This window comes from Kribbella sp. NPDC003557 (assembly GCF_040610805.1).
Lineage (GTDB): Bacteria > Actinomycetota > Actinomycetes > Propionibacteriales > Kribbellaceae > Kribbella.
The window spans coordinates 416,400-443,217 of the sequence record NZ_JBEXMY010000001.1; the positions used below are offsets into that span (position 1 = coordinate 416,400).

Annotated in this window: 30 protein-coding genes; 8 read left to right on the top strand and 22 right to left on the bottom strand. The window is 69.5% G+C overall.

What is annotated here, in order from left to right:
- Window positions 1–18 precede the first annotated feature (18 nt).
- Window positions 19–477: a hypothetical protein gene (locus ABZW60_RS02035; RefSeq protein ID WP_355473065.1), complete on the top strand. Its 459-nt coding sequence runs from the start codon at window positions 19–21 to the stop codon at window positions 475–477.
- Here the strand turns inward: ABZW60_RS02035 and ABZW60_RS02040 are convergent.
- The 3 genes from ABZW60_RS02040 to ABZW60_RS02050 are packed head-to-tail and all read right to left on the bottom strand — an operon-like array spanning window position 455 to window position 2,937.
- Window positions 455–1,204, bottom strand: coding sequence for a pentapeptide repeat-containing protein (locus ABZW60_RS02040; protein WP_355473066.1), 750 nt, complete (start codon window positions 1,202–1,204; stop codon window positions 455–457). The two genes, ABZW60_RS02035 and ABZW60_RS02040, sit on opposite strands and share 23 nt — an antisense overlap.
- Window positions 1,188–2,309 carry a peptide chain release factor 2 gene (gene prfB / locus ABZW60_RS02045; RefSeq protein WP_355473068.1) on the bottom strand — a complete coding sequence of 374 codons (1,122 nt, stop codon included), beginning with the start codon at window positions 2,307–2,309 and terminating at the stop codon, window positions 1,188–1,190. Before prfB ends, ABZW60_RS02040 begins: the two co-directional genes overlap by 17 nt.
- Window positions 2,310–2,325: 16 nt before the next feature.
- Window positions 2,326–2,937: a helix-turn-helix domain-containing protein gene (locus ABZW60_RS02050; RefSeq protein ID WP_355473070.1), complete on the bottom strand. Its 612-nt coding sequence runs from the start codon at window positions 2,935–2,937 to the stop codon at window positions 2,326–2,328.
- A 70-nt stretch (window positions 2,938–3,007) separates the two neighbouring features.
- On the opposite strand from ABZW60_RS02050, the gene ABZW60_RS02055 reads away from it, so the two are divergent.
- Window positions 3,008–3,808 carry a hypothetical protein gene (locus ABZW60_RS02055; protein WP_355473072.1) on the top strand — a complete coding sequence of 267 codons (801 nt, stop codon included), beginning with the start codon at window positions 3,008–3,010 and terminating at the stop codon, window positions 3,806–3,808.
- Window positions 3,809–3,836: 28 nt separating this feature from the next.
- Here ABZW60_RS02055 and ABZW60_RS02060 read toward each other — a convergent pair whose 3' ends face one another.
- The 7 genes from ABZW60_RS02060 to ABZW60_RS02090 are packed head-to-tail and all read right to left on the bottom strand — an operon-like array spanning window position 3,837 to window position 8,381.
- The gene (locus ABZW60_RS02060) at window positions 3,837–4,235 is read right to left on the bottom strand and encodes a pilus assembly protein TadG-related protein (RefSeq protein ID WP_355473074.1); all 399 of its coding nucleotides are present in this window, start codon (window positions 4,233–4,235) and stop codon (window positions 3,837–3,839) included.
- Window positions 4,236–4,264: 29 nt separating this feature from the next.
- The gene (locus ABZW60_RS02065; protein WP_355473076.1) at window positions 4,265–4,714 is read right to left on the bottom strand and encodes a hypothetical protein; all 450 of its coding nucleotides are present in this window, start codon (window positions 4,712–4,714) and stop codon (window positions 4,265–4,267) included.
- The gene (locus ABZW60_RS02070; RefSeq protein ID WP_355473078.1) at window positions 4,711–5,094 is read right to left on the bottom strand and encodes a TadE family protein; all 384 of its coding nucleotides are present in this window, start codon (window positions 5,092–5,094) and stop codon (window positions 4,711–4,713) included. The genes ABZW60_RS02065 and ABZW60_RS02070 overlap by 4 nt, the downstream gene beginning before the upstream one ends.
- Entirely contained in the window at window positions 5,094–5,291 is a 198-nt protein-coding gene (locus ABZW60_RS02075; RefSeq protein ID WP_355473080.1) for a hypothetical protein, read from the bottom strand. Before ABZW60_RS02075 ends, ABZW60_RS02070 begins: the two co-directional genes overlap by 1 nt.
- A 14-nt stretch (window positions 5,292–5,305) precedes the next feature.
- Complete coding sequence (locus ABZW60_RS02080; RefSeq protein ID WP_355473082.1) at window positions 5,306–6,244, bottom strand: type II secretion system F family protein; 939 nt, start codon at window positions 6,242–6,244, stop codon at window positions 5,306–5,308.
- Entirely contained in the window at window positions 6,241–7,101 is an 861-nt protein-coding gene (locus ABZW60_RS02085; RefSeq protein WP_355473084.1) for a type II secretion system F family protein, read from the bottom strand. The genes ABZW60_RS02080 and ABZW60_RS02085 overlap by 4 nt, the downstream gene beginning before the upstream one ends.
- Window positions 7,101–8,381, bottom strand: coding sequence for an ATPase, T2SS/T4P/T4SS family (locus tag ABZW60_RS02090; protein WP_355473086.1), 1,281 nt, complete (start codon window positions 8,379–8,381; stop codon window positions 7,101–7,103). Before ABZW60_RS02090 ends, ABZW60_RS02085 begins: the two co-directional genes overlap by 1 nt.
- 246 nt (window positions 8,382–8,627) lie before the next feature.
- On the opposite strand from ABZW60_RS02090, the gene ABZW60_RS02095 reads away from it, so the two are divergent.
- Together ABZW60_RS02095 and ABZW60_RS02100 are read left to right on the top strand one after the other, a co-directional pair.
- Window positions 8,628–9,134, top strand: a complete 507-nt coding sequence (locus ABZW60_RS02095; RefSeq protein ID WP_355473088.1) for a SigE family RNA polymerase sigma factor — start codon at window positions 8,628–8,630, stop codon at window positions 9,132–9,134.
- Window positions 9,135–9,147: 13 nt separating this feature from the next.
- On the top strand, window positions 9,148–9,906 hold the full coding sequence (locus ABZW60_RS02100; protein ID WP_355473090.1) for a hypothetical protein: 759 nt from the start codon (window positions 9,148–9,150) through the stop codon (window positions 9,904–9,906).
- Here the strand turns inward: ABZW60_RS02100 and ABZW60_RS02105 are convergent.
- Window positions 9,897–10,640, bottom strand: a complete 744-nt coding sequence (locus ABZW60_RS02105) for a GntR family transcriptional regulator (protein ID WP_355473092.1) — start codon at window positions 10,638–10,640, stop codon at window positions 9,897–9,899. The two genes, ABZW60_RS02100 and ABZW60_RS02105, sit on opposite strands and share 10 nt — an antisense overlap.
- Window positions 10,641–10,898: 258 nt before the next feature.
- Between ABZW60_RS02105 and ABZW60_RS02110 the strand changes: the two genes are divergently transcribed.
- Window positions 10,899–11,900, top strand: coding sequence for a Gfo/Idh/MocA family oxidoreductase (locus tag ABZW60_RS02110; RefSeq protein ID WP_355473094.1), 1,002 nt, complete (start codon window positions 10,899–10,901; stop codon window positions 11,898–11,900).
- On the opposite strand, the gene ABZW60_RS02115 is transcribed toward ABZW60_RS02110, so the two are convergent.
- Window positions 11,855–12,598, bottom strand: a complete 744-nt coding sequence (locus ABZW60_RS02115; RefSeq protein WP_355473095.1) for a hypothetical protein — start codon at window positions 12,596–12,598, stop codon at window positions 11,855–11,857. The two genes, ABZW60_RS02110 and ABZW60_RS02115, sit on opposite strands and share 46 nt — an antisense overlap.
- Before the next feature lie 76 nt (window positions 12,599–12,674).
- On the opposite strand from ABZW60_RS02115, the gene ABZW60_RS02120 reads away from it, so the two are divergent.
- Window positions 12,675–13,787: a LysR family transcriptional regulator gene (locus tag ABZW60_RS02120; RefSeq protein WP_355473097.1), complete on the top strand. Its 1,113-nt coding sequence runs from the start codon at window positions 12,675–12,677 to the stop codon at window positions 13,785–13,787.
- On the opposite strand, the gene ABZW60_RS02125 is transcribed toward ABZW60_RS02120, so the two are convergent.
- From ABZW60_RS02125 to ABZW60_RS02170, 10 genes are all read right to left on the bottom strand, one after another.
- A complete protein-coding gene (locus ABZW60_RS02125) occupies window positions 13,773–14,915 on the bottom strand; it encodes a hypothetical protein (protein WP_355473098.1) in 1,143 nt (380 codons plus the stop codon). The two genes, ABZW60_RS02120 and ABZW60_RS02125, sit on opposite strands and share 15 nt — an antisense overlap.
- 193 nt (window positions 14,916–15,108) lie before the next feature.
- Window positions 15,109–16,611 carry a CoA-acylating methylmalonate-semialdehyde dehydrogenase gene (locus ABZW60_RS02130; RefSeq protein ID WP_355473100.1) on the bottom strand — a complete coding sequence of 501 codons (1,503 nt, stop codon included), beginning with the start codon at window positions 16,609–16,611 and terminating at the stop codon, window positions 15,109–15,111.
- Window positions 16,612–16,665: 54 nt separating this feature from the next.
- Window positions 16,666–17,745, bottom strand: a complete 1,080-nt coding sequence (locus ABZW60_RS02135; protein ID WP_355473102.1) for a Gfo/Idh/MocA family oxidoreductase — start codon at window positions 17,743–17,745, stop codon at window positions 16,666–16,668.
- A complete protein-coding gene (locus ABZW60_RS02140) occupies window positions 17,742–18,650 on the bottom strand; it encodes an ATP-binding cassette domain-containing protein (protein WP_355473104.1) in 909 nt (302 codons plus the stop codon). Before ABZW60_RS02140 ends, ABZW60_RS02135 begins: the two co-directional genes overlap by 4 nt.
- Window positions 18,647–19,693, bottom strand: coding sequence for an ABC transporter permease (locus ABZW60_RS02145; protein ID WP_355473106.1), 1,047 nt, complete (start codon window positions 19,691–19,693; stop codon window positions 18,647–18,649). The genes ABZW60_RS02140 and ABZW60_RS02145 overlap by 4 nt, the downstream gene beginning before the upstream one ends.
- 9 nt (window positions 19,694–19,702) lie before the next feature.
- Window positions 19,703–20,698, bottom strand: a complete 996-nt coding sequence (locus ABZW60_RS02150) for a substrate-binding domain-containing protein (RefSeq protein ID WP_355473108.1) — start codon at window positions 20,696–20,698, stop codon at window positions 19,703–19,705.
- A gap of 82 nt (window positions 20,699–20,780) precedes the next feature.
- Window positions 20,781–21,668, bottom strand: coding sequence for a TIM barrel protein (locus ABZW60_RS02155; RefSeq protein WP_355473110.1), 888 nt, complete (start codon window positions 21,666–21,668; stop codon window positions 20,781–20,783).
- Window positions 21,668–23,581 carry a 3D-(3,5/4)-trihydroxycyclohexane-1,2-dione acylhydrolase (decyclizing) gene (iolD, locus tag ABZW60_RS02160; RefSeq protein WP_355473112.1) on the bottom strand — a complete coding sequence of 638 codons (1,914 nt, stop codon included), beginning with the start codon at window positions 23,579–23,581 and terminating at the stop codon, window positions 21,668–21,670. The genes ABZW60_RS02155 and iolD overlap by 1 nt, the downstream gene beginning before the upstream one ends.
- Window positions 23,578–24,477 (bottom strand): 5-deoxy-glucuronate isomerase, encoded by a 900-nt coding sequence (gene iolB / locus ABZW60_RS02165; RefSeq protein ID WP_355473114.1) that lies wholly within the window; start codon window positions 24,475–24,477, stop codon window positions 23,578–23,580. The genes iolD and iolB overlap by 4 nt, the downstream gene beginning before the upstream one ends.
- A gap of 36 nt (window positions 24,478–24,513) precedes the next feature.
- Complete coding sequence (locus ABZW60_RS02170) at window positions 24,514–25,392, bottom strand: deoxyribose-phosphate aldolase (RefSeq protein WP_355473116.1); 879 nt, start codon at window positions 25,390–25,392, stop codon at window positions 24,514–24,516.
- Window positions 25,393–25,599: 207 nt separating this feature from the next.
- On the opposite strand from ABZW60_RS02170, the gene ABZW60_RS02175 reads away from it, so the two are divergent.
- Window positions 25,600–25,839, top strand: a complete 240-nt coding sequence (locus ABZW60_RS02175) for a hypothetical protein (protein ID WP_355473118.1) — start codon at window positions 25,600–25,602, stop codon at window positions 25,837–25,839.
- A gap of 303 nt (window positions 25,840–26,142) precedes the next feature.
- Window positions 26,143–26,595 (top strand): hypothetical protein, encoded by a 453-nt coding sequence (locus ABZW60_RS02180; protein ID WP_355473119.1) that lies wholly within the window; start codon window positions 26,143–26,145, stop codon window positions 26,593–26,595.
- Window positions 26,596–26,818: the final 223 nt, after the last annotated feature.

Here is a 26,818-nt window from a genome sequence, read left to right on the forward strand (position 1 = left end):
TCTCGCTACAGTTCCCGCATGGGCAGCGGGGCAGCAAGGACGCCCTGGCGCCGGCTGGCCAACGCCGGTACCAGGGTCGTCAGCCTGACCTACCCTGTCGCCGCTCTTGTCATCCTCGGTCTGGCGATCGCGGATCTGCCGAACGCTCTGCACGCGGCGCGGAACGACGGTGCGCCCGGCACCTTCGTCGTGACACACAAGGACTGCAAGCCGCGGTGGGAGAAGGGCAGCGGGTGTGCCTCCTTCGGCGACTTCGTCAGCAACGACAAGACGATTGCGCTCCGCGGCGTGCGGTTCGAAGGCAACCCTGGTGAGGTCGGCGCAGTCGTGCCTGCGCAGGTTGTCGATCCTGACAGTGGCGTGATCGATCAGGTCGATTCCAGGGAGTGGATCTACAACGTCGCGATAGGACTCGTGGCGGCCGGGTATCTGGCCTGGCGGGTCGTGCGGTGGCTCACCAGTGCGAAGGACGGCTGAGGGCACTGGGGAGCTTGGTGCTGCGGTCGCCGCGGGCGGCGTTGAGCTGGGACTGGGTGAGGAACAAGGCGCCTGTGAGATCGGCGCCGCTCAGGTCGGTGTCTCGGAGGTCGGCGCCGATCAGGTCTGCCTGGCGGAGGTCGGCGTCGCGGAGGTCCGCGCCGATCAGGTACGCGCCGCGCAGGTTGGCCTTCGCGAGGTCGGCTCCGCGAAGGCGGGCGCCGATCAGGTCCGCGCCGCGGCGTTCCTTCTTCTTGGGTTGCTTGCCGCGGACGCGCCGGCTCGTGGTCAGAAGCAGCTCGTTGACCAGCGCCCGCTCGGCCGCCACGTCGACGGCCGTGAGGTCCGCCGTACGACTCACAGCCTCGACCCTGTCGATCGCGGGCCGGGCGTCCTCGGTGTATTCGAGCGCTTCCGTGAGGTACCAGAGCAGCTCGTGCAGCTGGCGGAGGATCGGGAGGGCGGCGAACATCTCCGGCCCCGGCTTCCCCATCCGCTGCGAGATCGCCTGGCCCGCACCGAAGCAGTCGTAGACCGTGCAGCCCGCGAATCCCTCGGCTCGCAGCGTGCTGTGGATCGTGCAGCGGTAGTCGTCGCTCAGGTTCGGGCAGGCCTCACCGGCGGACTTGTCGATCGCGAAGTCCGCCGACCTGGTGAACGTCAGCGCGACGCAGCAGAGGCCGAAGCAGCTACCGCAGTCCGCCTGGAGCTCAGTTCTGCTCGGCAACCGTCTGGCCGGTGCGGCGCCAGCGGATGCCCGCCTCGATGAACTCGTCGATCTCACCGTCGAACACCCCGGAGGTGTTGCCCGACTCGTACTGCGTCCGCAGGTCCTTCACCATCTGGTACGGGTGCAGGACGTACGAGCGCATCTGGTCGCCCCACGAGCCGGCCACGTCGCCGCGCAGCGCGTCCAGCTGGGCCCGCTCCTCGGCCTTCTTCAGCGCGAGCAGCTTGGCCTTCAGGATGACCATCGCGCTGGCCTTGTTCTGCAGCTGGGACTTCTCGTTCTGGCAGGAGACCACGGTGCCGGTCGGGATGTGCGTGATCCGGACCGCGGAGTCGGTGGTGTTGACGCTCTGACCACCCGGGCCGGACGACCGGTACACGTCGATCCGCAGCTCTTCCTCCGGTACGTCGATCTCGTCGGTCTGCTCCAGCACCGGGACCACCTCGACGGCGGCGAACGACGTCTGCCGGCGGCCCTGGTTGTCGAACGGCGAGATCCGCACCAGGCGGTGCGTCCCGGACTCGACACTCAGCGTGCCGTACGCGTACGGCGCCTTGACCGCGAACGTGGTGGACTTGATCCCGGCCTCTTCGGCGTACGACGTGTCGTAGACGTCGGTCGGGTAGCCGTGCCGCTCGGCCCAGCGCAGGTACATCCGCTGCAGCATCTCGGCGAAGTCCGCGGCGTCCACACCGCCGGCGCCGGAGCGGATCGTGACCAGGGCCTCGCGCTCGTCGTACTCACCCGACAGCAGCGTGCGGACCTCGAGGGACTGGATCGCCTTGGCGACCGACCCGATCTCCTTCTCGGCCTCGGCCAGGCTGTCCGCGTCGTTCTCCTCGCGGCCCAGCTCGACCAGCACGCCGAGGTCGTCCAGCCGGCCGCGCAGCGTGGTCACCCGCTCGACGTCCGCCTGCAGGCTGGACAGTCGCGACGTCACCTTCTGCGCGTTCGCCTGGTCGTCCCAGAGGTCGGGCGCAGCGACCTGCTCGCCGAGCTCGTCGATCTCCTTGCGCAGTGCAGGGAGATCCATCACTTTCTCGATCGAGGTCATCGTCGCGTCGAGCTGCTTCAGCTCCGCGTCAAAATCCAGTCCAGCCACAACTAAGCAGCTTAGCTCAGGCGAGCCCACGACGAAGAACGGCGAAGACCTGGGCGATCGCATGCTCCAGCGCCGCCTGGGCCCGGTCGAGCTCCGCCGATGACGCGTCGTCAGGCAGCACCGCCATCAATCGCTCCTCGAGAACCTTCTGCGCGGCGGCGTACAGGGCCGCGATCAGGCGGTTGCGCAGGTGATCCGGCGACCGCTCGTCCAGGGCCTCGGTCAGCGTCACTTCCAGCTGGTCGGCGTTCAGCCGTCGCCGGGCCTTCAGCGCCGGACTGTCCTCGATCGTGCGCACGAACTGCTTCCAGGTGGCCAGGTGCCCGACCGCGAGCCGGTCCCGCGTCTCGGCCAGGTACTGCGCCTCGAGGACGTCGACCGGATCCGCGTCCGCCGGCGCCTCGCGGATCGCGCGCGCCGGCCCCGCCCACCACCCCGGCTCGTCGAAGAACAGGTCCTCCTTGGCCGGGAAGTGGTTGAACACGGTCTGGACGGCGACATCGGCGGCCCGCGCCACCTCGGCGACGGTGACCGCGTCGAAGCCGCGCTCGAGGAACAGCGTGGTGGCCACGTCCGAGATGGCCTGCCGCGTCTGCTGCTTCTTGCGTTCCCGCCGCCCGAGCTCCATTGCCGGAACTGTAGCCGGTCTGCTTTACTGATTCCATTGTTGTAGTCACTACATTTTTGGAGCTCATCCAATGACTGTTCTCGTCACCGGCGGCCGCGGCGCGATCGCCCGCGCCGTCACCGCCGGCCTGATCGCGGCCGGGCAGGACGTCCGCGTCGCCAGCCGCGAGCCCTCGGCCCTCCCGTCCGCGGTCGCGTACGACCCGGCCGACCCGGCCCCAGCGCTGCGCGACATCAGCCAGGTCTTCCTGTACTCCGACCCCTCGACGGCGCCCGCCTTCGTGGCCGCGGCGGAGGCGGCGGGTGTGAAGCAGGTCGTCCTGCTGTCCTCGCTGTCGTCCCTCGGTGGACCCGAGGACCCGCACGCCAAGACCGAGCAGGTGGTGGCGAACGCGTCGTACGCGACCACCCGGCTGCAGCCCGGCGCGTTCATGAGCAACGCGAAGTACTGGGCGTACCAGGCGCGCGCGACCGGTCAGATCCGGCTGCCGTACCTCGACGCCGAAGAAGCGCCGATCCACGAGCAGGACATCGCGGACGCCGCGCTCCGGGTACTGCTCGACGGGCCGGGTCACGGGCACGACGGACGTGGGTATCCGATGACCGGACCGGAGTCGATGACGCGGCGGCACCAGATCGGGCTCGTCACCGAGGTCACCGGCGTGCCGATCGAGGCCGTCGACCTCACCGCCGACGAGGCCCGCGCCGAGATGCGGATGCGCGACGAAGGACAGCGCGAGACCCTGCTGGCCTACTGGGCCTCTCGGGTCGGCACACCGGCACCGATCGAGCCCGGCGTCGAACTCCTGACCGGCCACACCGCCCGTACCTTCACCACTTGGCTCAAGGACAACCCCGGCCTGTTCGGCTGACCGATCGGCTCTCGGCGGCGATCGGGTCTCAGCGGATCGGGACGATGGCGGCGGCCTCGGAGGCGACGGCCGCCGAGCCGGGGAAGCCGGGTGGGCGGAACGGCAGCTCGGCAGTGGAGCTCAGCCGCACCGTCACCGTCGTCCCCTCGACGTCCACGGACCAGTCGAGCTCGTCGAACCTGTTGCTCGCGGCAACATCGTCGAGGTAGTCCGCGGTCAGCTGCCGCGCCTGCTCGGGATCGATCGCGGCATTGCCGCCCGCACCCGGCTGGGCGTACACCGCGGCGAGCCCGTTGGCGGCCGCGAGCACCGCACCGTCGGCCGTGGCATCCAGGTCACGACGCACCAGGAACGCCTTCGAGATGTCCGTCACCACGACGACCATCAACAGCACGACCACGGTGAACCCGACGATCAGGACGGTCATCTGCCCTTCTTCACCCCGACAGCCGCGCCTCATCCGTCCCCCTTGGCCTGGCGGTAGTCACCGAACGACTCGGTGTGCGAAGCGCTGATCCGGATCGCCGGCGGTTCGCCGCCGAGCGCGTCCGGGATCAGCGGCAGCCGGACCTTGGTCTCCAGCGTCACGGTCACGGTCGAGCCCGGCTGCAGGCACGCAGGGTCGCAGGAGATCGTGAGTTCGTCGGAGCCGAGCTCCATGCCCTGGTCCTTCATCGCCAATCGCGCGGCGTCGAACGCGCGAGCCCGTGCCTCGGCCTCGGACACACCGTCCGGCACGATCACGAAGGCCCGCCCGGCGGCCCGGGTCGCCGCGGTCGCGCCGTACGACGCCCGCTGGACGTCGAACACGCCGAGCATGAAGTACACCAGCGGAACCAGCAGCAGGATCGCCAGCCAGGAGAACTCCACGACCGCGCTCCCGCGGTCGTCCCGGCGCCGCCTCACTCGCCGGTCTCCTTCACGGCATGTCCCTCGACGGAGAACGAGATCCCCGGTCCCCACAGCCCCAGCGGCGGCATGTGCGCGCGGACGGTCACCTCGACACCGGGCTGACCGTCGATATCGGTCTCCTCCGCGGACACCGAGTCGATCAGGCCGTCGGTCACCACGCCGTGGATCAGCTCGCGGGTGCGCGCCTCGCCGTCCGCGGGCGCCCGGTTGAGCACGGCCGCGTAGTGCGCGCCCTCGGACGCGGCGGCGGTCACGGTGTTGCGCACGTACAGGAACAGGCCGACCTGCAGGATGCCGAGGAACAGCGGCACGAGGATCGTCGAGACCAGGACGAAGTCGACGACAGCCGATCCCCGCTCGCCGCGCACGCGCATTACTTGTTGGAGACCGAACTCAGCGCGTCCGAGAGCATCTGCGCGAGCTGCTTGCCGGCGAGCTGCCAGATCGCGACGACCAGGCCGGCCGTCATCACGGTGATCAGCACCCAGCCGGGCACGTCGCCGCGCTCCTTCTCCGCCGGACGCGGCTTCAGCAACAGCGTCAGGAACAGCCTCGTCAGGTACAGGGTCATGACCTCTCCTCAGTTCATCCGGCGATCAGCCGGATTCCGACAGCGCCCGGGTAGAAGGCGAAAGCGATGGTCACCGGCAGGACCAGGAAGATCACCGGGATCATCATGGCGACCTCACGGCGCGCACCGGACTCGATCAGTTCGCGGCGCCCCGCTTCCCGGATGTCGCCGGCCTGCGCCCGCAGGACGTCGGCCAGCGGGGTGCCGCGCTCGAGCGCCACCGCCAGTCCGTCCGCGAAGCGCGAGAGCGCCAGCAACCCCGTGCGGTCCGCGAGCGCGTCGAGCGCGCGGACCAGTGTCTCTCCGGCCCTGGTCTCCGCCAGGACACGTTTCAGCTCGTCGGCCAGGTCGCCACGGCACGCCCGCGTCACCCGGTCGAGCGCGGCCGCGGGGCCCTCGCCGGCGGCGACCGACAACGCCAGCAGCTCGGCCACGGTCGGCAGCTCGGTGAGCAGCCGGCGCTCACGGCGACGGACCTGTGAGGTGAGATAGGTGTCCCGGGCAAGCACTCCGACGACCCCGAGGATCAGGCAGAACACCAGCAGGCCCACCGGATTCCCGACGCCGAACGCGACCGAGACGATCGAGATCACCAGACCGCCGCCGAAGGCGAGCGTCCCCCAGAGCAGCTGCTCGATCCGGAACTCCTCGACCGTCCGCTCCAGCCCGGCCCGCTGCATCCGGCGGCGGATCGTGCCCGCCCCGCCGAGGATCCGCTCCAGCCGTTGCGCGGCCGATCGCAGCGACGGCCCGAACAGCCGCAGGATCGCGTAGAACGGCGACCGCGAGTCCACCACGCCGACGAACACGTCCGGCGCGCCGAGATCCCGCAGGTACGGCGAGATCCGCTCGTCCACCGACGGTTTGCGCAGGAACGGCAGCCGCGCGACGACGACCAGCAGGCCGACACCGAGCAGCGCGCCGAGGAAACCACCGACCAGCACCGGGTTCATCGCAGCACCCGCTCCTGCTCGGGCAGCCGGCCGATCCGCAGCATCAACCGGTACGCGATCACGCAGACGACCGCACCGGCGCCGATGATCACCGCACCCAGCGGCGTGTTGTACCGCTGGATCACGTCGCCCTGGAACGACAGCAACGCGAGCACCAGCCAGGGTGCGGCAACCGCGACCCGCGCGCCGTTGACCGACCACGACTGCCGGGACTCCAACTCCGACCGGGTCCGCGCGTCATCGCGCAGGAACGACGACAACGACCGCAGCAGCCGGCCGAGATCACCGCCGCCGACCTCGCGCGCGATCCGCAGCGCCTCGACCACACGGTCACCGACCGGGTCGGCCAGCCGTGCCTTCAACCGGTCCAGCGATTCCGCGAACCGTCCGGTCGACGCGTAGTCCGCACCGAACCGGCGGAACGGCTCCCGCAGCGGCAACGGTCCCCGCTCGCCGACCTGGGCCAGTGCCTCCGACAACGACAGGCCGGCCCGGACCGCCGAGGCGATGTTGTCGACCACGTCCGGCCACAGCTCGCGGAACTCGGCGATCCGCCGCCGGGCACGCGAGCGCACCAACGCGATCGGCAGCCAGCCCGCCATCAGCCCGAACACCACACCGACCGGCGGCGCCTTGGACACCACGAACATCAGCAGGAACGCCGTCAGGCCGGTGATCGCACACGCGCCCATGAACGCGCCAGGTGTCAGGCCTTCGATCCCGGCGCTCGCGAGCAACTCACGGCTCTTGCCCCGCAGCCGGCCGTCCGCGCCGGGCGCCGCCTCGGCCGGCGCCACGATCGCCGCGATGATCAGCAGCAGACCGACGCCGAAGAACATCCCGATCAGGAGCCCCATCAGCCCGCCACCCCACGCGGCAGCTCGGTGAGCAGCCCGGCCACGTTGTACCCCGCCTGCTGGAAGCGCTCCGGATGCGGCAGGTGGCCCTCGGCCCGTCGCAGGTATCCGTCGTACGTCCCGAAGAGGGTCTCGGTCTCGATCGCCTGCTCCTCGACCCGCCCGGTGACGGCCACGATCTCCCGCACCCGCCGGTGCCCGTCGGCGGCGATGCCCAGGTGGACGACGAGATCGACGCAGCCGGCCACCGTCGGCAGCACGAACCGGGAGCCGATGTTCTCACCGGCCAGCAGTGGCAGCGTGCACATCTTGGTCAGCGCCTCGCGGGCCGAGTTCGCATGGATGGTGCACATGCCGGGGAGGCCGCTGTTCAGCGCGAGCAGGAGGTCGAGGCACTCCTCGCCGCGCACCTCGCCGACGATCACCCGGGACGGCCGCATCCGCAGCGACTCCTTCACCAGGTCGCGCAGCCGCACCTCGCCGGTGCCTTCGAGACCGGCCTGCCGGGTCTGCATCGACACCCAGTCAGGGATCGGCAGCTTGATCTCGAAGACCTCCTCGCAGCTGATCACCCGCTCGCTGCCGGGGATCGAACCGGCCAGCGCGTTCAGCATCGTGGTCTTGCCGGCCTGGGTGCCGCCGGAGACCAGCACATTGAGGCCGACGGCAACGGACGCCTCCAGCACCGCCGCCGCGTGCGGCGTCAGCGAACCGAGCTGGACCAGGTCGCTGATCCGGGTCGCGCGGACGGTGAACTTGCGGATGTTGATCGCCGCATACCGCTGGGTGATGCCGCCAAGGACGATGTGGACACGGCTCCCGTCCGGCAGCCGGGCGTCGGTGAACGGCTGCGAGACGTCGATCCGGCGGCCGGTGGTCTTCAGCATCCGCTCGACCAGGTCGCCGACCTCTTCCTCGGTCAGCACGGTCGTGGTCAGCTCGTGCCGGCCCTCGCGGGCGATGAAGACCCGGCTGGGCTCGTTGATCCAGATCTCCTCGACCGACGGGTCGTCCAGGTAGCGCTGCAGCGGCCCGAAGCCGGCGACGCGGTCGTGCACCTCCCGGCTGACCGCCTCCACGTCGCCGATCGGCGGCACCACGCCGGTCAGGCTGCGCTCGTCGTACTCCCGCACGACGGTGGCGACGATCGCGTTCACCGCGGCCGGGTCGCGGAGCGGGTCGATGCCTTCGCGGCGCACGACGTCGCGCACCTGGGCGTCGATCAGTTCCACGGCGCCGCTCCAGCTCGAGCGGTGCGCGTCGAGCCTGTCCGCAGTCATCGATCTCCCCGTGTGAGTCCCGTCCGGCGACCACGCCTGGTCACCCTGCGCGACCATCCTTTCAACCGTGGGGCATCGGGCGCCACTCGCGTCCGGCCGTCCTGTGGATAACCGTGACACGCCGCAGGCTCACTCACCGTATCGATCGGGTCACGAGCAGGTCCAGGAAATTGCACCTTGTTGCAATTCCGCCGGTAACAGAACCGCGACTCACGGCGTCGAACCGGATGACAGGACCTCGGGAGGGTGGCTTTGACACGGTCGACGGAGGATTTCGAGGAGTTCGCGAAAGCGCGTACGCCGCAGCTGTACCGGTCGGCGTGGCTGCTGGCCGGTGAGCACCACCTGGCCGAGGACCTGGTCCAGGAGACGCTGGCCAAGCTGTACCGCGCGTGGCGGCGGGTGGAGCAGGCCGACAACCCGGCGGCGTACGCCCAGACCGTCCTGGCCCGGACGTACATCTCCCAACGTCGCCGACGCAGCTCGACCGAGCGTCCTGTGGAGCGGACACCTGATCGCGCAGACCCGCCCGGCGACCACGAGCTCCGGCTGGCTCTCGTGCAGGCACTGGCCGAGCTGTCCCCGCTGGACCGAGCAGTGCTGGTGCTGCGGTACTTCGAGGACCGCAGTGCCGAACAGGTCGCGTACGACCTCGGCAAGAACACAGGCGCGATCAGGACGCGCACGTCACGCGCACTCGACCGTCTCCGGGCAGTCCTGGGCGATGAAGCCGTCCATCTGGCCGCACTCTGACCCGGGAGCCTCGATGAGCGACCTGCACGACCACCTCCCGGACCTGATGCGCCGGGCAACCGATGACCTCCAGCCGGCCACTACTGACCTGGTTGCCCGCGGCATCCGTCGCGGCAAGGTGCTGCGACGCCGGCGGACTGCGCTGGCGAGCCTGTCCGGCGCGGCCGCAGTACTGGCCACCGTCGGGATCATCATCAGCAGCAGCCAGGCACTGCGAGTACAACCTGCCACCCCGCCGCCCGTGAGCCCACCTCCGACGCACAAAGCGTCTGCGTCAGGTCCTGTGACGCCTGCGGAGACCCTGGCGACGTTGACCCGCCTGCTTCCGAACGGGCTCACACCGACGAGCTCTACGACGTCCGGCGGCTACGGTCTCGGTACCAACGAGGCCGGCGTGCTGCTGGACGACGGTGCCGGCGCCTCACTGCTGACGTTGAGCATCACGACCGCCGACGCGATCACCGACTGCAACCCGTTCCCGCCCGGCACCTGCACGATCCAGGCAGACCGCAGCGTGTACGTGGTGTACGACGACCACCCGGTGTACCCGGACGGCCCGAACCCGGGCGGTGTCCGGGAGACCATCGTCGAGCTGTTCCGTCCCAACGGCACTCAGATCAGCCTGACCAACTACAACGCGCCCAAAGAGAACGGCGAGCACACCCGCGCCAGTCCCCTACTGACAGCTGCTGAGCTCACCCGGATAGCCCGCAGCACGCACTGGGTCTTCCCACCCCGCCAGGCCGCAGACTTCCCCGGAACTCAGCGCTGAACCAGGGTGTGCTCGAACGAGTAGCGGCTCGCCCTGTACAGGTGCGAGCCGTACTCGACCGGCTGGCCGTGGTCGTCGTACGTGATCCGGGTCGTCGCCAGCAGCGGCGAGCCAGGCTCCTCGGACAGCAGTCGCGCCTGGTCGGGCGTTGCCGGTATGGCGGAGATGGTCTGGTGCGCCACCTTCAGCCGGACACCCTCGGCACGGAGCAGCTGGTACAGACCGCGCTCGGCCAGCGTCGCCGGATCGGTGTCCAGCATCTCCGGCGGCAGCCAGTTGCGCATCAGTGCGAGCGGTTCGCCGTCCGCGCGCCGCAGCCGCTCCAGCCGTAGTACTCGGTCGCCCTGCTCGCACTGGAGTGCTGTGGCGACCTCTGCGGTCGCGGGCGAGATACCGAAGCGCAGGACTTCCGTTTCGGGCTTGCGGTGCGCTGCGGTGAGGTCGTCGTACAGGCTGGTCAGTTCGAGCGAGCGACGGACCTGTCCGGAGTTGCCGACCACCTGGGTGCCGACGCCGCGCTTACGGACCAGGAGGCCCTGGTCGACCAGCCGGGCGATCGCCTGGCGGACCGTTGGCCGGCTCAGCCCGTACGCCTCGGCCAGGTCCACCTCGTTGCTCAGCCGGGACCCGACGGGCAGGTCACCACCCTGGATGGCCGCCTCCAGCTGCTGCGCCAACTGCACGTGCAACGGCGTACGGCTGTTCCGATCGACCTGGACCTGGACGGTGCTCATGGGCTCATCCTGAAGGCTGGACCGGAATCCGTCGACCCACCACCCGGATTTGATCAGACCTGCCCGGCACGGCGCCGATCGATGAACGTTCGGTGAACCGAGTCCGGATCACGGGCACGCGGTGTCCGCCGCCTGCGATCGTCAGGCAATATGGCACGTTCGCCGTCGGCGCGGGGGACTACCCTTACCGGCGGAACACGCCCCTCGGACGCTCCCGCCGTACCGGATCCGGAACGGCCGACCATCGAAGGAGAAGGCATGGAACCGCTGCGGATCGGCATCCTCGGTGCCGCCCGGATCTCGGGCCGGGCCATCGTCGAGCCGGCCAAGCTGACCGGCGCCCGGCTGGTCGCGGTCGCCGCCCGCGACACCGGCCGGGCCGAGGCCTTCGCCGCCGAACACGGCGTCGAACGGGTCCATGCGTCGTACCGGCAACTGCTGGACGATCCGGAGATCGAGGCGATCTACAACCCGCTGGCCAACGGGCTGCACGGGCCGTGGAACCTGCGAGCCCTTGCCGCAGGCAAGCATGTGCTGACCGAGAAGCCGTCGGCGGCCAACGCCGCCGAGGCCCTGCAGGTCCGCGACGCCGTGCACGCGTCCGGGCTGGTGTTCATGGAGGCGTTCCACTACGCGTACCACCCGGTGATGCGGCGGCTGCAGGAGCTGATCGCCAAGGGCGAGCTGGGCGACCTGCAGCACATCGAGGCGACGATGGTGATGCCTCCGCCGCCCGAGGACGACCCGCGCTGGTCGCTGCCGCTGGCCGGCGGCGCCGTGATGGACGTCGGCTGCTACGCGTTGCACGCGCAGCGGATGTTCGCGCCGTACGCCGGGGGCGCGCCGCGGCTACTCGGTGCCCGGGCCGGCGAACGCAAGCGGATGCCCGGCGTCGACGAATGGCTGAACGCCGACCTGGAGTTCCCGAGCGGCGCGACCGGTGCCGTGCGGACCAGCATGGCCGCCGAGGACGTCGAGTTCAGCCTCAAGGTCGTCGGCAGCCGCGGCGAGGCGTTCGCCCCGTTCTTCGTGCTCCCGCAGAACGACGACCGGGTGATCGTGACGACCAAGGAGGACACCTGGGTCGAGCACCTCGGCACCCGGACGTCGTACACGTATCAGCTGGAGGCGTTCGCGAGCGCCGTCCGCAACGGTGCTCCGCTGCTCACCGACGCCGACGACGCGTTGGCCACGATGGAGCTCATCGACGCCTGCTACGTCGCAGCGGGCATGGAGCCGCGGCCGGTCTCCACCATCTGATCGTCGCGGCCGGCGACCGCATGCGCGAACGCCTGGATGAACGGGTGTGGACGCCTGCCGTCGCCGGCCAGCTCCGGCTGGAACAGGGTGGCCAGGTAGAAGGGATGACCGGGCAGCTCGGCGACGCGCGGCTCACCTTCGTCGTCGTACCCGCTGAAGACCATGCCGTGCTCACGAAGCAGGTCGAGCTTGCTGCTGTCCAGGCCGTAGGAGCAGTGGTACCGCTCCGTTGACCGCTCCACGCCCAGTAGCTCGGCCGCACGGGTCCCCGGCCGTACGCGCACCGCGCCCTCGTGCCCCTCGAGCGAGCACTGCAGCGGCACGATGAGAAGGTCGTCGGCGTCCGGCGTACTTTCACCGTGCTGTACGCCGGTGGCGCCGCAGACGGTGCGCGCGAACTCGAGCATCGCGTGCTGGAACCCGCCGCAGGTACCGAGGAACGGGATTCCGCGCTCGCGGGCGATCCGGACCGCGCTGACCGCGCCGGCCTCGCTCCGGTACGGGCTGCCGGGCAGCAGCCACACGCCGTCGAAGCCCTCCAGCGCGTCATCCACCTCGTCGGTCGGGACCCAGTACACGTCGAGGTCCAGGTGGTCGCGCTGCTCGAGCGCGTCGAGCAGACCGGGAATCCGGGCGTGCGAGCGGACGTGCGGCGAGCGGTCACCGACCAGGGCGAGGCGTCCGGAGTAAGCGTTCATGGCTCCATCCTCGGGTCGCGGCCTGCATCAGCGCCAACGATGATCTCTGCATACTCGATCAGCGATACTGATGGGCGTGGATCCTCATCTGCTGCGGACGTTCGTCACCGTCGCCGCGTGCGGATCGTTCTCGGCTGCCGCTGCGCGACTCGGCTACACGCAATCAGCCGTGTCGCAGCACATCGCCGCCCTGGAGAGCGACCTCGGTACGCCGCTGCTCCGGCGACGGCCCGTGGAGCCGACGCCGGCGGGTGAGCGGCTGCTCGAACACGCCGCCCCGATCCTGCTCCGACTCGACGCCGCCCGCGCCGATGTTCGCCGTACCGTCGCGGACCCGCCCAGCACACTCACACTCGCCGCCTCTCCCCTGGCCGCCGGGCGCCTCGGGACCGCGCTGGCCGAGGTACGACGCTCCTACCCCGGAACCGAGACGTCACTGACCGTCTGCGGCCGCGCTCAGGTAGCCACTGGAGTCGCCGCCGGCACCTTCACGCTCGGCCTGATCGACGGCATAGCCACCCCCACCGACCCCCTCCACCTGACCACCGCCGTCCAACTCCGCACCACCCCCATAGCTCACGACACCCTGGCCGTAGCCCTCCCCAACCACCACCCGCTGGCCCTCCGCCCCACAACCGGCCTCCCCGCCCCAGCCTCCGCTGGCCTCCCCGCCCAAGCCTCCGCTGCCCAGCCCGACCAGGCCTCCGCCGGCCAGCCCGTCCCAGCCTCCGCCGGCCTCCCCGCCCCAGCCTCCGCCGGCCAGCCCGACCAGGCGTCAGCCGGCCAGCCCGATCAGGCGTCGGCCGGCCAGCCCGTCCGGGCGTCAGCCGGCCGACCGGACGGCGCCTCGCCGCGGGCACGGCGAGGGCTGGCGCTGGGGGATCTGGCTGATGCGCGGTGGATCGACGCCCCCGACCTCGCCGCGCCCCTCCCGGCCTTGCGCGCCGCTGCCGGCTCCGACGCGCTCCGCCCGGCCTTCACCTACAACGGCACCGACCTCCACACCCTGCTGAGACTCATCGCCTCCGGCCACGGCCTCGCGGTCCTGCCCCAGTCAGCAATCACCCCGGACCTAGCAGCCGTCCCACTCACCACCCCGCGCCTGGTCCACCGCACCGAACTCCTCCACGGCCACCTCACCGAACCAGCAGCCGAAGCCCTCGCAACGGCACTCTCAACCCACGAGTAGCCGCTCCAGGCCACCACAGGTCATCGGCCGATCAAGCACCCCGACAGCCTCCCGCTCGGCAAAGACCGCCCGGTCGGCATCCTCCGGGTCGATCGCCTCACACATCGCGTTGTACGACCAGTTGAGCCACCCGGAGATCGCGACGGCGAACGAGGACAGATCAAGCCTCGGCCACTCCCGCACCTCGCCGTACCCGTCCTTGAAAGCGTCGAGTCCGCGGACGTTCAGCTCCGGCCGCAGGAACCACTGCGTCAGCGCGGACCCGAGCTCGAGGTCCGGCGTGAGCGATCCGGCGAAGTCCCACTCCATCACGACCAGCCGACCGTGATGCCCCTCCCGCACGTGCGTCGGGATCAGGTTCCGGTGACACAACATCAGCTCGTCAGGTAGCTCCAGCTCAACCGCCTGGAGTTCGCGAAACGTCGGCAGCAGCGCGTCCAGCCGCTCCGCCCATGGCTTCTCCGCGGCCCGCGCACGACCGAGCAACTGCTGCCACTCACCGTCCGGGTGGCGATAGGTCAGATAACCGTGGACCGGCTGCTCACTCGGGATGGCCAGCGTGTGCAGTGTCGCGATCAACACACCCACGCGGCGGGCTACGGCCGCAGAGACCGGCAGTGCCGGCGACGGGCCGACTTCGAGCCACTGGTGCACACGCCAGCTCTCGCCTTGCACGGTCTCGACCAGCCGCCCTTGTGGACTCCGTGCGGCAACCGGCGCCACTACGCCGGCTGCGCTCGCGGCTTCCCGCAACCGCGCGCCGAGCTCCGCCTGCTCATTCGTGATCCACTGGTAGACGGTCGTTGCCAGCCACCGGCCACTGTCGGTCGTGAGCTCCCAGCAACGTCCCATCGCCGTCAGCATCAGCGCTCTCGGCGCAGCAGTCGGCTTGCCCAGGCCGAACACATCCGCCAGCTCCTCTGCCAGGCCTTCAGGCGCTGCCGGCGCGACCCGACGCTCCACCTCGGCCTTCAGCGCGGACCAGTCGCGCACGCCGTACTCCGCGGCCAACGCACGTTGCGCCTCCGCGAGCGACGTGTCCGGCCGGGATTCCCGCAGTACCGCGAGGAGATCCTTGGCTTCCTTGCGCAGGTAGTCGAGGCTCGGCCGATCAGGGAGCAGTTTCACAACGCGTCCTTTCACACCCGGACTCGCACGGGCCTGAAGGAGACGTCACCAACCGCGGTCAGCTTCGGAATCGAGGTGGCTTCCAGCCTTCCGGCGACTCTCGACGCGCCCTCGAACGCAGCCCGAAGCTACCCAACCGAACCGCCACCGGTCAACGGCTCCCGGGGCGAACGGGGAGCCGTCGACCGCCGGATCAGTCGTGCGTCGGGAAGCCGAGGTTGATACCGCCGTGGGACGGGTCCAGCCAGCGGGACGTGACGACCTTGCCGCGGGTGAAGAAGTGCACGCCCTCGGTCCCGTGCGCGTGGGTGTCGCCGAACAGCGAGTTCTTCCAGCCGCCGAACGAGTAGTACGCCATCGGCACCGGGATCGGGACGTTGATCCCGACCATGCCGACCTCGACCTCGTTCTGGAACCGGCGCGCCGCGCCGCCGTCGTTGGTGAAGATCGCGGTCCCGTTGCCGTACGGGTTCGAGTTCACCAGGTCGAGCGCGTCGTCGTACGACGACGTGCGCAGCACCGACAGCACCGGCCCGAAGATCTCGTCGGTGTAGATCGGCATGTCCGCCGTCACCTTGTCGAACAGCGTCGGCCCCAGCCAGAACCCGTCGGCCGCACCGTCGAAGTCGCCCGCGCGCCCGTCGACCACGAGCTCCGCGCCGGCCTCGACCCCGGCCGCGACGTACCCGGCGACCTTGTCCCGGTGCTCGCCCGTCACCAGCGGACCCATGTCGCAACCCCGGGTCCCGTCACCGGTCTTCAGCTTGCCCATCCGCTCCTTGATCTTGCCGATCAGCTCGTCCGCGATCGGCTCGACCGCGACCAGCGCGGAGATCGCCATGCACCGCTCGCCCGCCGACCCGAAGCCGGCGTTCACCGCCGCGTCCGCCGCGAGGTCCAGATCCGCGTCCGGCAGCACGATCATGTGGTTCTTCGCGCCGCCGAGCGCCTGCACCCGCTTGCCGTTGCGGGTGGCGTTCTCGTAGACGTACTTCGCGATCGGCGTCGACCCGACGAACGACACCGACTTGATGTCCGGGTGCTCGAGCAGCCGGTCGACCGCTTCCTTGTCGCCGTGCACGACGTTGACGACGCCGTCCGGCAGGCCGGCCTGCTTCCACAGCTCGGCCATCGCGTTGGCCGCCGACGGGTCCTTCTCGGACGGTTTGATCACCACGCTGTTGCCGCAGGCGACCGCGATCGGGACGAACCACATCGGCACCATCGCCGGGAAGTTGAACGGCGAGATGACCGCGCAGACGCCGAGCGGCTGCCGGATCGAGTACACGTCGACCTTCGTCGAGACGCCCTCGCTGTACCCACCCTTGAGCAGGTGCGGGATCCCGCAGGCGAACTCGATCACCTCGAGCCCGCGGGTCACCTCGCCGAGCGCGTCGGACAGCACCTTGCCGTGCTCGGCGGTGATCAGCTGCGCGATCCGGTCCTTGTCCCGGTTGACCAGCTCGCGGTACGCGAACAGGGTCTGCGCGCGTTTCGTCAGCGAGGTCTGCGCCCAGGTCTTCGACGCCTCGTGAGCGACCTTGACGACCTCGTCGACCGTGCCGGCCGAGGCCAGGTCCAGCTCGCCGGTGACCTGGCCGGTCGCCGGGTTGTAGACCTTGCTCGTCCGCTCGGCGACGCCGGTCCACGAGCTGCCGCCGACGAGGTGGGTGATGCGCTTGGTGTCAGTACTCACGATGTTTCCTCACTGCCGGGGGTGTTTCAGAACGCTGTCTTTCCTGCGGGCGATTCAGCCCAGAACCTTGGCGCGGTCGGCCAGCACGACATCGACGGGTTTGCCGGTGCTCAACGACTGCAGGCCGGCCTCGCAGACGGCTGCCGCCGCGTAGCCGTCCCAGGCGCTCGGCCCGTCGATCTCGCCGCGCGCGGTGGCGTCGACCCAGCGCTGCACCTCGATGTCGTACGCCTGCTCGAACCGGATCCGGAAGTCGGCCGGCATCGCGCCGCCCCACTTCGCGCCGGCCCGGGTGAAGACGCCGGACCCGAGACCGATCGTCGCGCTGCCGCGCTCGGCGACCGCCTCACACCGGACCTCGTACCCGACCTGGAAGTTCACGAACACCTCCACATCGGCCATCGCGCCGTTCGCCATCTCGAACACGGCGAGCTGCGGATCGAACACGCCGTCCGCGACGAGACTCGTCGGCGCCGGGGTGTGCACGGTGATCCGGGCGATCTCCGCACCGAACAGCCACCGGGCGATGTCCACCTCGTGCACCATCGAGTCCCGGACGATCATCTCGCTGCGGAACGTCGGCGCGGCCGACTTGTTCCGGTGCACGTTGTGCAGCAACAGGGTCCGACCGAGGTCACCCGAGTCGAGCAGCTGCTTCAGAGCGGCGTACTCCGGGTCGAAGCGGCGCATGAACCCGACCTGGATCAGCGGCCGCCCGAGCTTGTGCTCGGCCTCGACGACCCGCAACGCCGACGCGGCGTCCATGGTCAGCGGCTTCTCGCACAGCACGGGCCGCCCGTGGTCCAGGCAGGCGAACAGCTGCTCCGCGTGCGCGAATCCCGGCGACGCCAGGATCACCGCGTCGATGTCGTCGGCCGCGATCAGGTCCATCGGATCCTCGACGACGCGCACGGTCTCCGCGTACGCCGGGCCGCCCGGGGGCCTCGCACCGCTGTCGCGGGACGTCCGGCCCGACGATCCGTCCGACAACCGGGCGGCCAGCGCCTCCGCGCGCGCCTGGTCCGCGTCGGACACCGCGACCAGGCGTGCGCCGGCCGTCTTCCGCGCGATCCGCTCGGCATGGTCGGCGCCCATCACCCCCACGCCGACGATGCCGACCCGCAGCTCGCTCATGTCCCCGCCTGCCCCTTCTCCTCGTCGTCGGCCACCACCGTGTCCGCCGGCCGTCCCGCGTCCCCGTCGGCCGGCGCCACGACTACTCCAGGATCGATCTCCCGGAGCTCGTGACTCAATGCCTCGAGCTCGGAACCACCCGCCATCTCGGTCGTCAGCTGCTCCAGCGTGATGTCGGCCCGATGCGTGTCGAGCGCCACCCGGCCGAGCTTCAGGACGACGAAGTGGTTGCCGACGAGGTACGCGTGATGCGGGTTGTGGGTGATGAAGATGACCCCGATACCCGCGTCGCGCGCCTTCACGACGTACTTCAGCACCACACCCGACTGGTTCACGCCGAGCGCGGCGGTCGGCTCGTCGAGGATCAGCACCTTGGCACCGAAATGGATCGCGCGGGCGATCGCCACGCACTGCCGCTGACCGCCGGACAGCTTGCCGACCGGCTGCTCGAGGTCGGGGATCGAGATCCCCATCTTCGTCAGCTCCTCGTGCGCGATCCGCTTCATCTTCGCCGCGTCCAGCTGCCGGAACGGTCCCTTGGTGATCTCGTTCCCGAGGAAGAAGTTCCGCCACACCGACATCAGCGGCGCCAGCGCGAGGTCCTGGTAGACGGTCGCGATCCCGCTGTCCAGCGACTCCCGCGGCGAACCGAAGTGCCGCTCCTCGCCGTTCACCGACATCCGGCCGGAGGTGTAGTCGTGCAGCCCGGCGATGATCTTGATCAGCGTCGACTTGCCCGCGCCGTTGTCGCCGAGCACGCAGGTGATCTCACCCTGCCGGACCGCGAGCGACACCCCGCGCAGTGCATGGATGTTGCCGTAGCTCTTGCCGATGTCGTCGAGCAGCACGATCGGGGTGTTCGGGCTGGTCGCGGCGTCGTCCGCGAAGGACTCCGTGGTGGTCATCGTGCCTCCGCCCGCTTCTTGACGGTGAGATTGACGATGGTTGCCAGCAGCAACATGGCACCCAGGAACGCCTTGAACCAGTCCGGGTTCCAGCCGGCGTACACCACGCCCAGCTGGACCATCCCGAAGATCAGCGCGCCGACGGCCGCGCCGACGACGGACCCGTACCCGCCGGTGAGCAGACAGCCGCCGACCACCGCCGCGATGATGTACAGGAACTCCTTGCCGACGCCCTCGCCGGACTGCACCACGCCGTTCTGCACGAACAGCAACTGCATGCCGGAGAACCAGGCGAAGAACCCGACCGTCATGAACAGGCCGATCTTGACCTTCTTCACCGGCACGCCGACGGCCCGGGCGGCCGCCGCGTCACCGCCGACGGCGAAGATCCAGTTGCCGATCTGGGTCTTCAGCAGCACCCAGGCCGCGATCGCGACGAACACGATCCACCAGACCACGATGATCTTGATCGTCACGCCGCCCAGCTTGAACTCCGACGCGAACACGGCCTTCGCCGCGCCGAACCCGTCCATGTCGCTGATCGAGTTCGACGCGACGGCGCCGGAGGTGGACCGGGTGACCGCGATGTTCAGGCCTTGCAGGATGAAGAACGTCCCCAGCGTCACCAGGAAGCTGGGCAGGCCCGTCCGCATCAGCAGCCAGCCGTTGAACAGGCCGATCGCCAGCGAGACCGCCAGGGCGACGACGACGCCGACCCAGACGTTCACGCTGAACTGGTAGGCGACCAGACCCGCGGTCAGGCCCGATGTCGTCACCGCGACACCGGCCGACAGGTCGAACTCGCCGCCGATCATCAGCAGCGACACCGGCACCGCCATCACACCGATCAGAGCGGCCTGGTACAGGATCGTGCCGGTGTTGTTGATGTCACGGAACGGTGGCGCTGTGATCAGGAAGAACACCAGGATGACGGCCGCGCCGACGAGCGATCCGATCTCCGGCCGGCTGAGCAGCCGGGCGCCGAGGGACCGGGCGGAGACGCGGTCGTCCGCCGAGACGGGTGAGGTGATGGTCGATGCCATGGCGCTACCTCAGCGCGTCCCGGCTTCGGCGAACTTCTGCACGGCCGCGATGTTCGACTTGTCGATGAAGGCCGGCCCGGTCAGGGTCGCCTCACCGCCGCCGATGGTGTTGCCGTTGGTCCGGTAGAGCCAGATCCCGTCGATCGCCAGGTAGCCCTGCAGGTACGGCTGCTGGTCCACGGCGAACTGCACGGTCCCGTCGGCGACGGCCTTGGCCATCTCCTTGCTCATGTCGAAGCTGCCGATCTTCGCCGACGAACCAGCGTCCTTGGCCGCCTGAACCGCGGTCAGTGCGATGCCCGCGTTCAGCGCGACGACGTAGTCGGCGGTCTTGTCCGCCTGCAGCTTCGAGGTCAGGGTGGCCTGCGTACCAGGCTGGTCGGTGCCGTTGACGTTGACGTTCTCGACATTGCCGAACTTGTCCTTGATGCCCTGGCAGCGGGCCTCCAGGCTGACGTTGCCCTGCTCGTGGATGACGCAGATGACCTTCTTCGCGCCGAGCTGCTTGAGCTTGTCACCGGTCGCCTGGCCGGCGATCCGCTCGTCCTGGCCGAAGTAGCCGAGCGCGCCGGTGGTCTTCCACTGGTCGAGCCCGCCGTTCAGGATCGTCACCGGGATCCCGGCCGCGATCGCCTTCTTCACGTTCGGGATCACCGCGTCGGGCTTGTTCAGCGTCACCGCGATGCCGTCGACCTTGGAGTCGATCGCGGTCTGCACCAGGTTCGCCTGGGCCGCGCCGTCCGGGTCGGCGGAGTACTGCAGTTCGATGTTGTCCTTCTTCGCGGCCGCCTCGGCGCCGCGCCGGACGATGTCCCAGAAGGTGTCACCAGGACCCGAGTGGGTGATCAGGGCAACCTTCATCCGCGGCGTGTCGGCCACCTTGCCGCCGCTGTCGCCGGAGCTCTCCTCCTTCTGCTTGCCGCCGGAGGAGCTGCACGCGGCCAGCGCCGCGGCGAGCGCGACCGCCGCGACCGCGGCCGTCGCCTTCTTCTGCCACCGAACCATGAGTTGGTACCAGCCTTTCAGGTGTTCCGCGGTCAGTCCGCGGACTTGCGTGGGACCCGAGAGTGTCACACTCCCGCGGTCGTCATCTCGATCCGCCACCCCCACATCCAGTGAGATAGGCCAACGTCCGCTCCGCGATCGGCAGCGGCACATCGGGCGCGCACGGGTACATGTCCTGCTCGACGATCGCGAACACGTCGGCGTCCAACGCAGCCAGTGCGTCCAGCACCGGCGGCAGCTCGGGTACGCCGTTCGGCGGCTCGCACATCACGCCCCGCCGTACCGCTTCGTCGAAGCTCAGTCCGTCGACCTCGGCCAGGACCTTCGGATCCACCTGCTTCAGGTGGACGTAACCGATCCGCTCCGGATACTTCCGGATCAGCTCGAGGTTGTCGCCGCCGCAGTAGCTGATGTGCCCGGTGTCGAGGCACAGGTTGACGAAGGCGCTGTCGGTCTCCTCGAGGAAGCGCTCGACGGTGTCCTGCGTGTCGACATGGCCGTCCGCATGCGGGTGGTACTGCGTCCGGAGCCCGAACTCCTCCGCCAGCCGGCGCCCCAGCTCGGTCACGGCCTGCCCGTGTCTCGCCTGCCCTTCGCGGTCCAGTCGCTCCTCGACGACCTCACCGTTGTCACCGCGCCACATCGACGGCATCACGACGAGGTGCTTCGCGCCCATCGCGGCGGTCAGCTCGGCGGTCTTCACGACGTCGCGCCAGGTCGCGTCCCAGCCGCCGGCGCGATGCAGCTGCTCGAACGTCGTCCCCGCGGTCATCGTGAGGCCCCGTCGGTCGAGCTCATCCTTCAGCCGAACCGGATCTGTCGGCAGATAGCCGTACGGACCGAGCTCGATCCGCGTGTACCCGGCCGCGGCGACCTCGTCGAGGAACCGGGTCCACGGCGTCTGCTGCGCGTCATCGGCGAACCAGACTCCCCACGAGTCCGGCGCCGTACCGATGTCGACTCTGCCCATCAGCGGTCGCCTTCGACCGGAGCCAGGTACGCCCGCTGGGCCTTCTTGCTCTCCTCGTAGGTCGCGCTCGCGGCCTGGGTGGACTGCAGCTCCGAGACCTCGCTGACCGGGACATCCCACCAGGAGTCGCTGTCCGGCCCGCCCACCAACGGATCTGTGGTGACGTGGATCGCGATCGGTCCCGTGGCCGCCTTCGCGGTCTGGATCGCCTTCTCCAGCTCGGGCCGGCTGTGCACGTCGATCACGTCGACACCGAAGCTGCGTACGTTCGCCGCGAGGTCGACCGGTAGGTAGTCGCCGTCGAGCCGGCCATCGCCCGTGCGCTTGCGGTACGCCGTCCCGAACCGCTGGGAACCGAGCGACTCCGAGAGCGCGCCGATCGACGCGAAGCCGTGGTTCTGCACGAGAACCACGATGATCTTGAGGTTCTCCTGGACCGCGGTGGCCAGCTCGCTCGACATCATCAGGTACGACCCGTCGCCGACCATGACGAACACGTCGCGATCCGGCGCTCCGAGCCGCACGCCGAGCCCGCCGGCGATCTCGTATCCCATGCAGGAGAAGCCATATTCGACGTGGTATCCCTTCGGGTCGCGCGGCCGCCACAGTTTGTGGAGGTCACCCGGCATCGAGCCGGCCGCGCAGACAACCACATCAGACGCCGCCGACAATTCGTTGACGGCACCGATCACCTCGCCCTGTGTCAGCAGTCCTTCGGCCAGTTTCGCCGTGACTTCGGCGGAGGGCCGGAAAACTGCGTCCACAGTTCTGTTCCAGTTCCTTGTGAGTTCCTGCGCCTCAGCGGTGTACTTGGCATCCACGGACCACTCGCCGAGCGCGGATCCCAATGAAACAAGGGCTTCCCGGGCATCGGCCACTACCGGGAGGCCGGCATGCTTGTCACCGTCGAAGCGCGCCACGTTGATGTTCAGGAAGCGGACCCGCGGATTCTGGAACGCGGTTCGCGACGCTGTCGTGAAGTCGCTGTAGCGGGTTCCGATCCCGATCACGACGTCGGCGTCACGAGCCAGCGCGTTCGCCGCCGTGGTGCCGGTCGACCCGACCGCACCCACCGATTGCGGGTGATCGTAGGTCAGCGATCCCTTGCCTGCTTGGGTTTCCGACACCGGGATACCGGTCCGCTCCGCGAACTCCCGCAGCGCCTCCTCGGCGCCGGAGTAGTGCACACCGCCACCGGCGACGATCAGCGGTCGTTGCGCGGACCGTAGAAGCTCTACCGCCTTGTCGACAATTGATGTCTCTGGCAAGGGCCGTGCGACGTACCAGGTGCGCTCGGCGAACAGCTCCTCCGGCCAGTCGTAGGCCTCGGCCTGCACGTCCTGCGGCAGCGCAAGCGTCACCGCGCCGGTCTCGACCGGGTCGGTCAGCACGCGCATCGCGTTCATCAGTGCCGACGGCAACTGTTCGGGACGCCAGATGCGGTCGAAGTACTTCGACACCGGGCGGAAGGCGTCGTTGACCGACACGTCACCGGCACCGAAACTCTCCAGCTCCTGCAGCACGGGTGTCGCCACCCGCGTCGCGAACACGTCGGAAGGGAGGATCAGCACCGGCAACCGGTTGATCGTCGCCAGGGCCGCTCCGGTCACCATGTTGGTCGAGCCCGGGCCCACGCTTGCGGTGCAGGCGTAGGTCTGGAGCCGGTCACGGGTGCGGGCGAAGGCTGCCGCGGTGTGCACCATGGCCTGCTCGTTGCGGGCCAGGATGTACGGCAACGCCTTCGGGTCTTCGAGCTCGGACTGCAGCAACGCCTGGCCGAGCCCGGCCACGTTGCCATGGCCGAAGATGCCCAGCGAGCCGGCGATCAGCCGCTGCCGAACGCCGTCCCGCTCCGAGTACTGGACGCTCAGGAATCGCACCAGCGCCTGCGCGACCGTGAGACGTACCGTCATGAGTTTTCTCCTGTTTGTCCGAAAGGCAGGCGCGGATCGATATGTTGGGAGTTCCACAACTCGCGGACCCAGGCGTGCTGCGGGTCGTCGGTGATCAGCCACTGGCGTTCGGTGCCGGGGCCGGCCATCACGTTCAGGTAGTACATGTCGTAGCCGGGCGGCGCCATCGCCGGACCGTGCCAGCCGTGCGGGACCAGCACGACGTCACCGCTGCGGACCTCGGCCAGCACGTCGATCGGCCGCTCCTCGGTGCCGTAGACCCGCTGGTAGCCGATCGGGTCGTTGCCCTTGACACCTTCCGGCACGTCGTCGGACAGCTGCAGCTCGAAGTAGTAGATCTCCTCGAGCTCGCTCTCCTTCCCCGGCTTGTGCTCGTCGTGCTTGTGCGGCGGGTAGGACGACCAGTTCCCGGCCGGTGTGATCACCTCACAGGCAATGATCGAGTCCGCGTCGAGGACCCCCGGCGTGCCGAAGTTGCGGACCTGCCGGGACGCGACCCCCGCACCCCGCAGTTCGGTCTCGACCTCGTCGACGCCGATCCGCCGGAACGGACGGTCCGTCGCCGCCTTCGCGTGCGGGAACGCGATCCGCGCGCCGCCGGCGCTGACGACGGCGAAGGTCGAGTTGCGCGGCACGTAGGCCAGATCCGTCGCGCCGGCGAACACGTCGGCCCGGCCACCCAGCGGGACGGCCTCGCCGTCGACGATCACCTCGGCCGAGCCACTCAACGGAAGGACGATGTACTCACAGTCCCCGGTCTCGATCTCGACCGACTGCCCCGGCAGCAGGCTCCGCACCAGGAGCCCGCTGTGGTGCCACTGCGCCTCGCCCGGCCGCACCGCCAACTCGAAGCCGTCACTCGCCGCGGTCCCGGCCGGCCGAACCCATTCAGTCATCCCAACTGTCCTTCCTCGGAACGTCAGCAGTCCGGGTCATACCGCGTCGCCGTGGACAAGGGCGGCGGCCTGGTCGACGGCCGCGGCCACGTCACCGTCGGGCGGGAACAGCAGCGCACGTCCGACCACGAGTCCACGGACCGACGGCAGTTCGAGCGCCTTGCCCCACGAGGCGTAGGTCGCCTCCGGAGCGGCGGTCGGATCGCCGCCGAGCAGCAGCGTCGGCAACGTCGTCGCCTCCATCACGCGATCGAGCTCGTCCACGACCGGCAGCTTCAGCCAGGTGTACGCACTCGTCGCGCCGAGACCGGACGCGATCTGGATCGACTTGATGACCGAGTCGGGGTCGAGCAGGTTCGTGACCCGCCCGTCCTCGCCGCGCGTCGACCAGAACGGCTCGACCATCGCCATCAACTTGTGCTCGGCCAACCCGGTCACCGCCGCCGCGCTGCTCTCCAACGTCGCCACGGTCCCCGGATCGTCGAGGTCGATCCGCGTCAGCATCTTCCCGCCGTCGAGCCGCCGCGCCGCGACCTCGTCCGCAGTCCGGTACGCCGTGAACCGATCGTCCAACTCGAACGCCGCACCCTGCAGCCCGCCCCGATTCATGGACCCGATGACGACCTTGCCTTCCAGCGCGCCCAGCAGGAGCAGGTCCTCCAGCACATCCGGCGTGGCCAGCACGCCGTCGACCCCAGGCCGCTCCAACGCGATCATCAACCGAGCAATCAGATCCGCCCGGCTCCCCATCGCCATCCGATCCCCACGCACCCCCAGCGCTCCCCGCGCCGGATGATCCGCCGCCACGATCAACAGCCGCCCGTCATCCCCCACCAACGCCCGGGTCCGCCGCTGCAACCACCCTTCAGCCACCCGCTCCGGATGCCGAACCCGAACCTCAGTCAACTCCCCCAACCGCTCCCCGAACTCTCTCCACTCATCCCCCCACTCACGCCCACCAGAATCCCCCACAACTCCCCGCACACCGGCCAGACCCTCACCAGTCACCTCACCAGCCGACGCGTGAACAGCCTCGGCCTGCCCACTCCCACCACGAACTGCCCCCGTGGCAGGACCGACTGCCCCCACAGCCGCACCGACTGATTTCGCAGCAGCGCCAGCGTGCCCGCCGACAGAACCAGCCAGCTCCTCACCAGCACTCGCCCGCTCGCCGGCAGCGGCGGTCTCACCACCTGCATCGCCGTCCGGAGCACCAGTCGCCCCCGCAGTCGCCTCACCGGCCAGGCCCGCAGCACGCTCATCCGACAACCCAGCCGCGTCATCACCCGACAGCCGACTCGCCTCGCCCGCCACATGCCCAGCCGCCTGGCCACCTACACCTTCGTCGACATCTCCCGGTGACTGCCCGACCGAACCGCGCTCAACTCCAGCATCGGCCGCGTCAGGCGCCGTACCAAGAGCCCCCACCGCGCCGACCACTTCAGCTGCACCGACTACACCAACTGAACTCGCAATGGACCTGTCAGCCGCGCTGCCAGTACCCGCGGTGCCTGCGGCTTCTTGTTCGCCGGCATCCGCTCCATCAACCGAGCCAGCTCGTCCCGCGGGACTATCGGTCGATGCCTCGACGACTGGGTCGTCGCCGCCAGGCTCGGTCGCCGGAGCGCCTGCTCCTACCTCCGCGTCAGGCTGAGGTGCGCCGGCGTGCGCGGAGACGGCCGACTGCTCGGCAGTCTCGTCGTCGGTTGTCGGGATGCCCGACGGCGCGCCCGACTGTTGGTCGTCCGACGGGACCGACTGATCGACGAGCGGCTGACTTGCCGTGTCGGCTTCATCCGTGGTCGCGGCCTCTGCGCGTGTGCTTGCCGGTTCCAGATCGCGCGTCTGGTCATTTGCGAGCGCTTCTTCACTGGCGTTCCCACCACGCTCGGCTCGCGATGCGTGCGACGACTGCTCCGCCTGTGGAGCGGGTACGGTCGCCCGCTGCTCACCGCGTACGGTCACACCACTCAACTGATGACCAAGCGATGTCGCCGCCTCGCCGCGTCCCAGGCCGCCTCCAGCAGACACACCCGCAGCCTGCGCACGAACGCTCTCCTCGCCAACGCCCCGCTCACGCACGCCCTGCTCGCGGGCGGCTTGCTCACGCACGGCTGAGGTGGGAGTGGGGAGGCTGAGGGTTCCGATGACTGTTGTTTGGCCGTCGGGGGTTGCCTGAGCTTGGGAGGTGTCGAGCATTACTGTCAGATCGTCGGGGCTGGGGCTGTCTGCGCGGCGTACGGGGACGGTCGGGTCGTTCAGCCCTGCGGTCGGGTCGTTCACGCCTGCGGTCGGGTCATTCAGCCCTGCGGTCGGGTCGTTCACGCCTGCGGTTGGGTCG

Bases quoted from the DNA above. Each gene is read 5' to 3' on its own strand.
- ABZW60_RS02035 (WP_355473065.1), top strand. From the start codon at position 19: ATGGGCAGCGGGGCAGCAAGGACGCCCTGGCGCCGGCTGGCCAACGCC.
- ABZW60_RS02050 (WP_355473070.1), bottom strand. From the start codon at position 2,937: ATGGAGCTCGGGCGGCGGGAACGCAAGAAGCAGCAGACGCGGCAGGCC.
- ABZW60_RS02055 (WP_355473072.1), top strand. From the start codon at position 3,008: ATGACTGTTCTCGTCACCGGCGGCCGCGGCGCGATCGCCCGCGCCGTC.
- ABZW60_RS02060 (WP_355473074.1), bottom strand. From the start codon at position 4,235: ATGACCGTCCTGATCGTCGGGTTCACCGTGGTCGTGCTGTTGATGGTC.
- ABZW60_RS02070 (WP_355473078.1), bottom strand. From the start codon at position 5,094: ATGCGCGTGCGCGGCGAGCGGGGATCGGCTGTCGTCGACTTCGTCCTG.
- ABZW60_RS02075 (WP_355473080.1), bottom strand. From the start codon at position 5,291: ATGACCCTGTACCTGACGAGGCTGTTCCTGACGCTGTTGCTGAAGCCG.
- ABZW60_RS02080 (WP_355473082.1), bottom strand. From the start codon at position 6,244: ATGAACCCGGTGCTGGTCGGTGGTTTCCTCGGCGCGCTGCTCGGTGTC.
- ABZW60_RS02085 (WP_355473084.1), bottom strand. From the start codon at position 7,101: ATGGGGCTCCTGATCGGGATGTTCTTCGGCGTCGGTCTGCTGCTGATC.
- ABZW60_RS02090 (WP_355473086.1), bottom strand. From the start codon at position 8,381: ATGACTGCGGACAGGCTCGACGCGCACCGCTCGAGCTGGAGCGGCGCC.
- ABZW60_RS02100 (WP_355473090.1), top strand. From the start codon at position 9,148: ATGAGCGACCTGCACGACCACCTCCCGGACCTGATGCGCCGGGCAACC.
- ABZW60_RS02105 (WP_355473092.1), bottom strand. From the start codon at position 10,640: ATGAGCACCGTCCAGGTCCAGGTCGATCGGAACAGCCGTACGCCGTTG.
- ABZW60_RS02110 (WP_355473094.1), top strand. From the start codon at position 10,899: ATGGAACCGCTGCGGATCGGCATCCTCGGTGCCGCCCGGATCTCGGGC.
- ABZW60_RS02115 (WP_355473095.1), bottom strand. From the start codon at position 12,598: ATGAACGCTTACTCCGGACGCCTCGCCCTGGTCGGTGACCGCTCGCCG.
- ABZW60_RS02135 (WP_355473102.1), bottom strand. From the start codon at position 17,745: ATGAGCGAGCTGCGGGTCGGCATCGTCGGCGTGGGGGTGATGGGCGCC.
- ABZW60_RS02140 (WP_355473104.1), bottom strand. From the start codon at position 18,650: ATGACCACCACGGAGTCCTTCGCGGACGACGCCGCGACCAGCCCGAAC.
- ABZW60_RS02145 (WP_355473106.1), bottom strand. From the start codon at position 19,693: ATGGCATCGACCATCACCTCACCCGTCTCGGCGGACGACCGCGTCTCC.
- ABZW60_RS02150 (WP_355473108.1), bottom strand. From the start codon at position 20,698: ATGGTTCGGTGGCAGAAGAAGGCGACGGCCGCGGTCGCGGCGGTCGCG.
- ABZW60_RS02155 (WP_355473110.1), bottom strand. From the start codon at position 21,668: ATGGGCAGAGTCGACATCGGTACGGCGCCGGACTCGTGGGGAGTCTGG.
- iolD (WP_355473112.1), bottom strand. From the start codon at position 23,581: ATGACGGTACGTCTCACGGTCGCGCAGGCGCTGGTGCGATTCCTGAGC.
- iolB (WP_355473114.1), bottom strand. From the start codon at position 24,477: ATGACTGAATGGGTTCGGCCGGCCGGGACCGCGGCGAGTGACGGCTTC.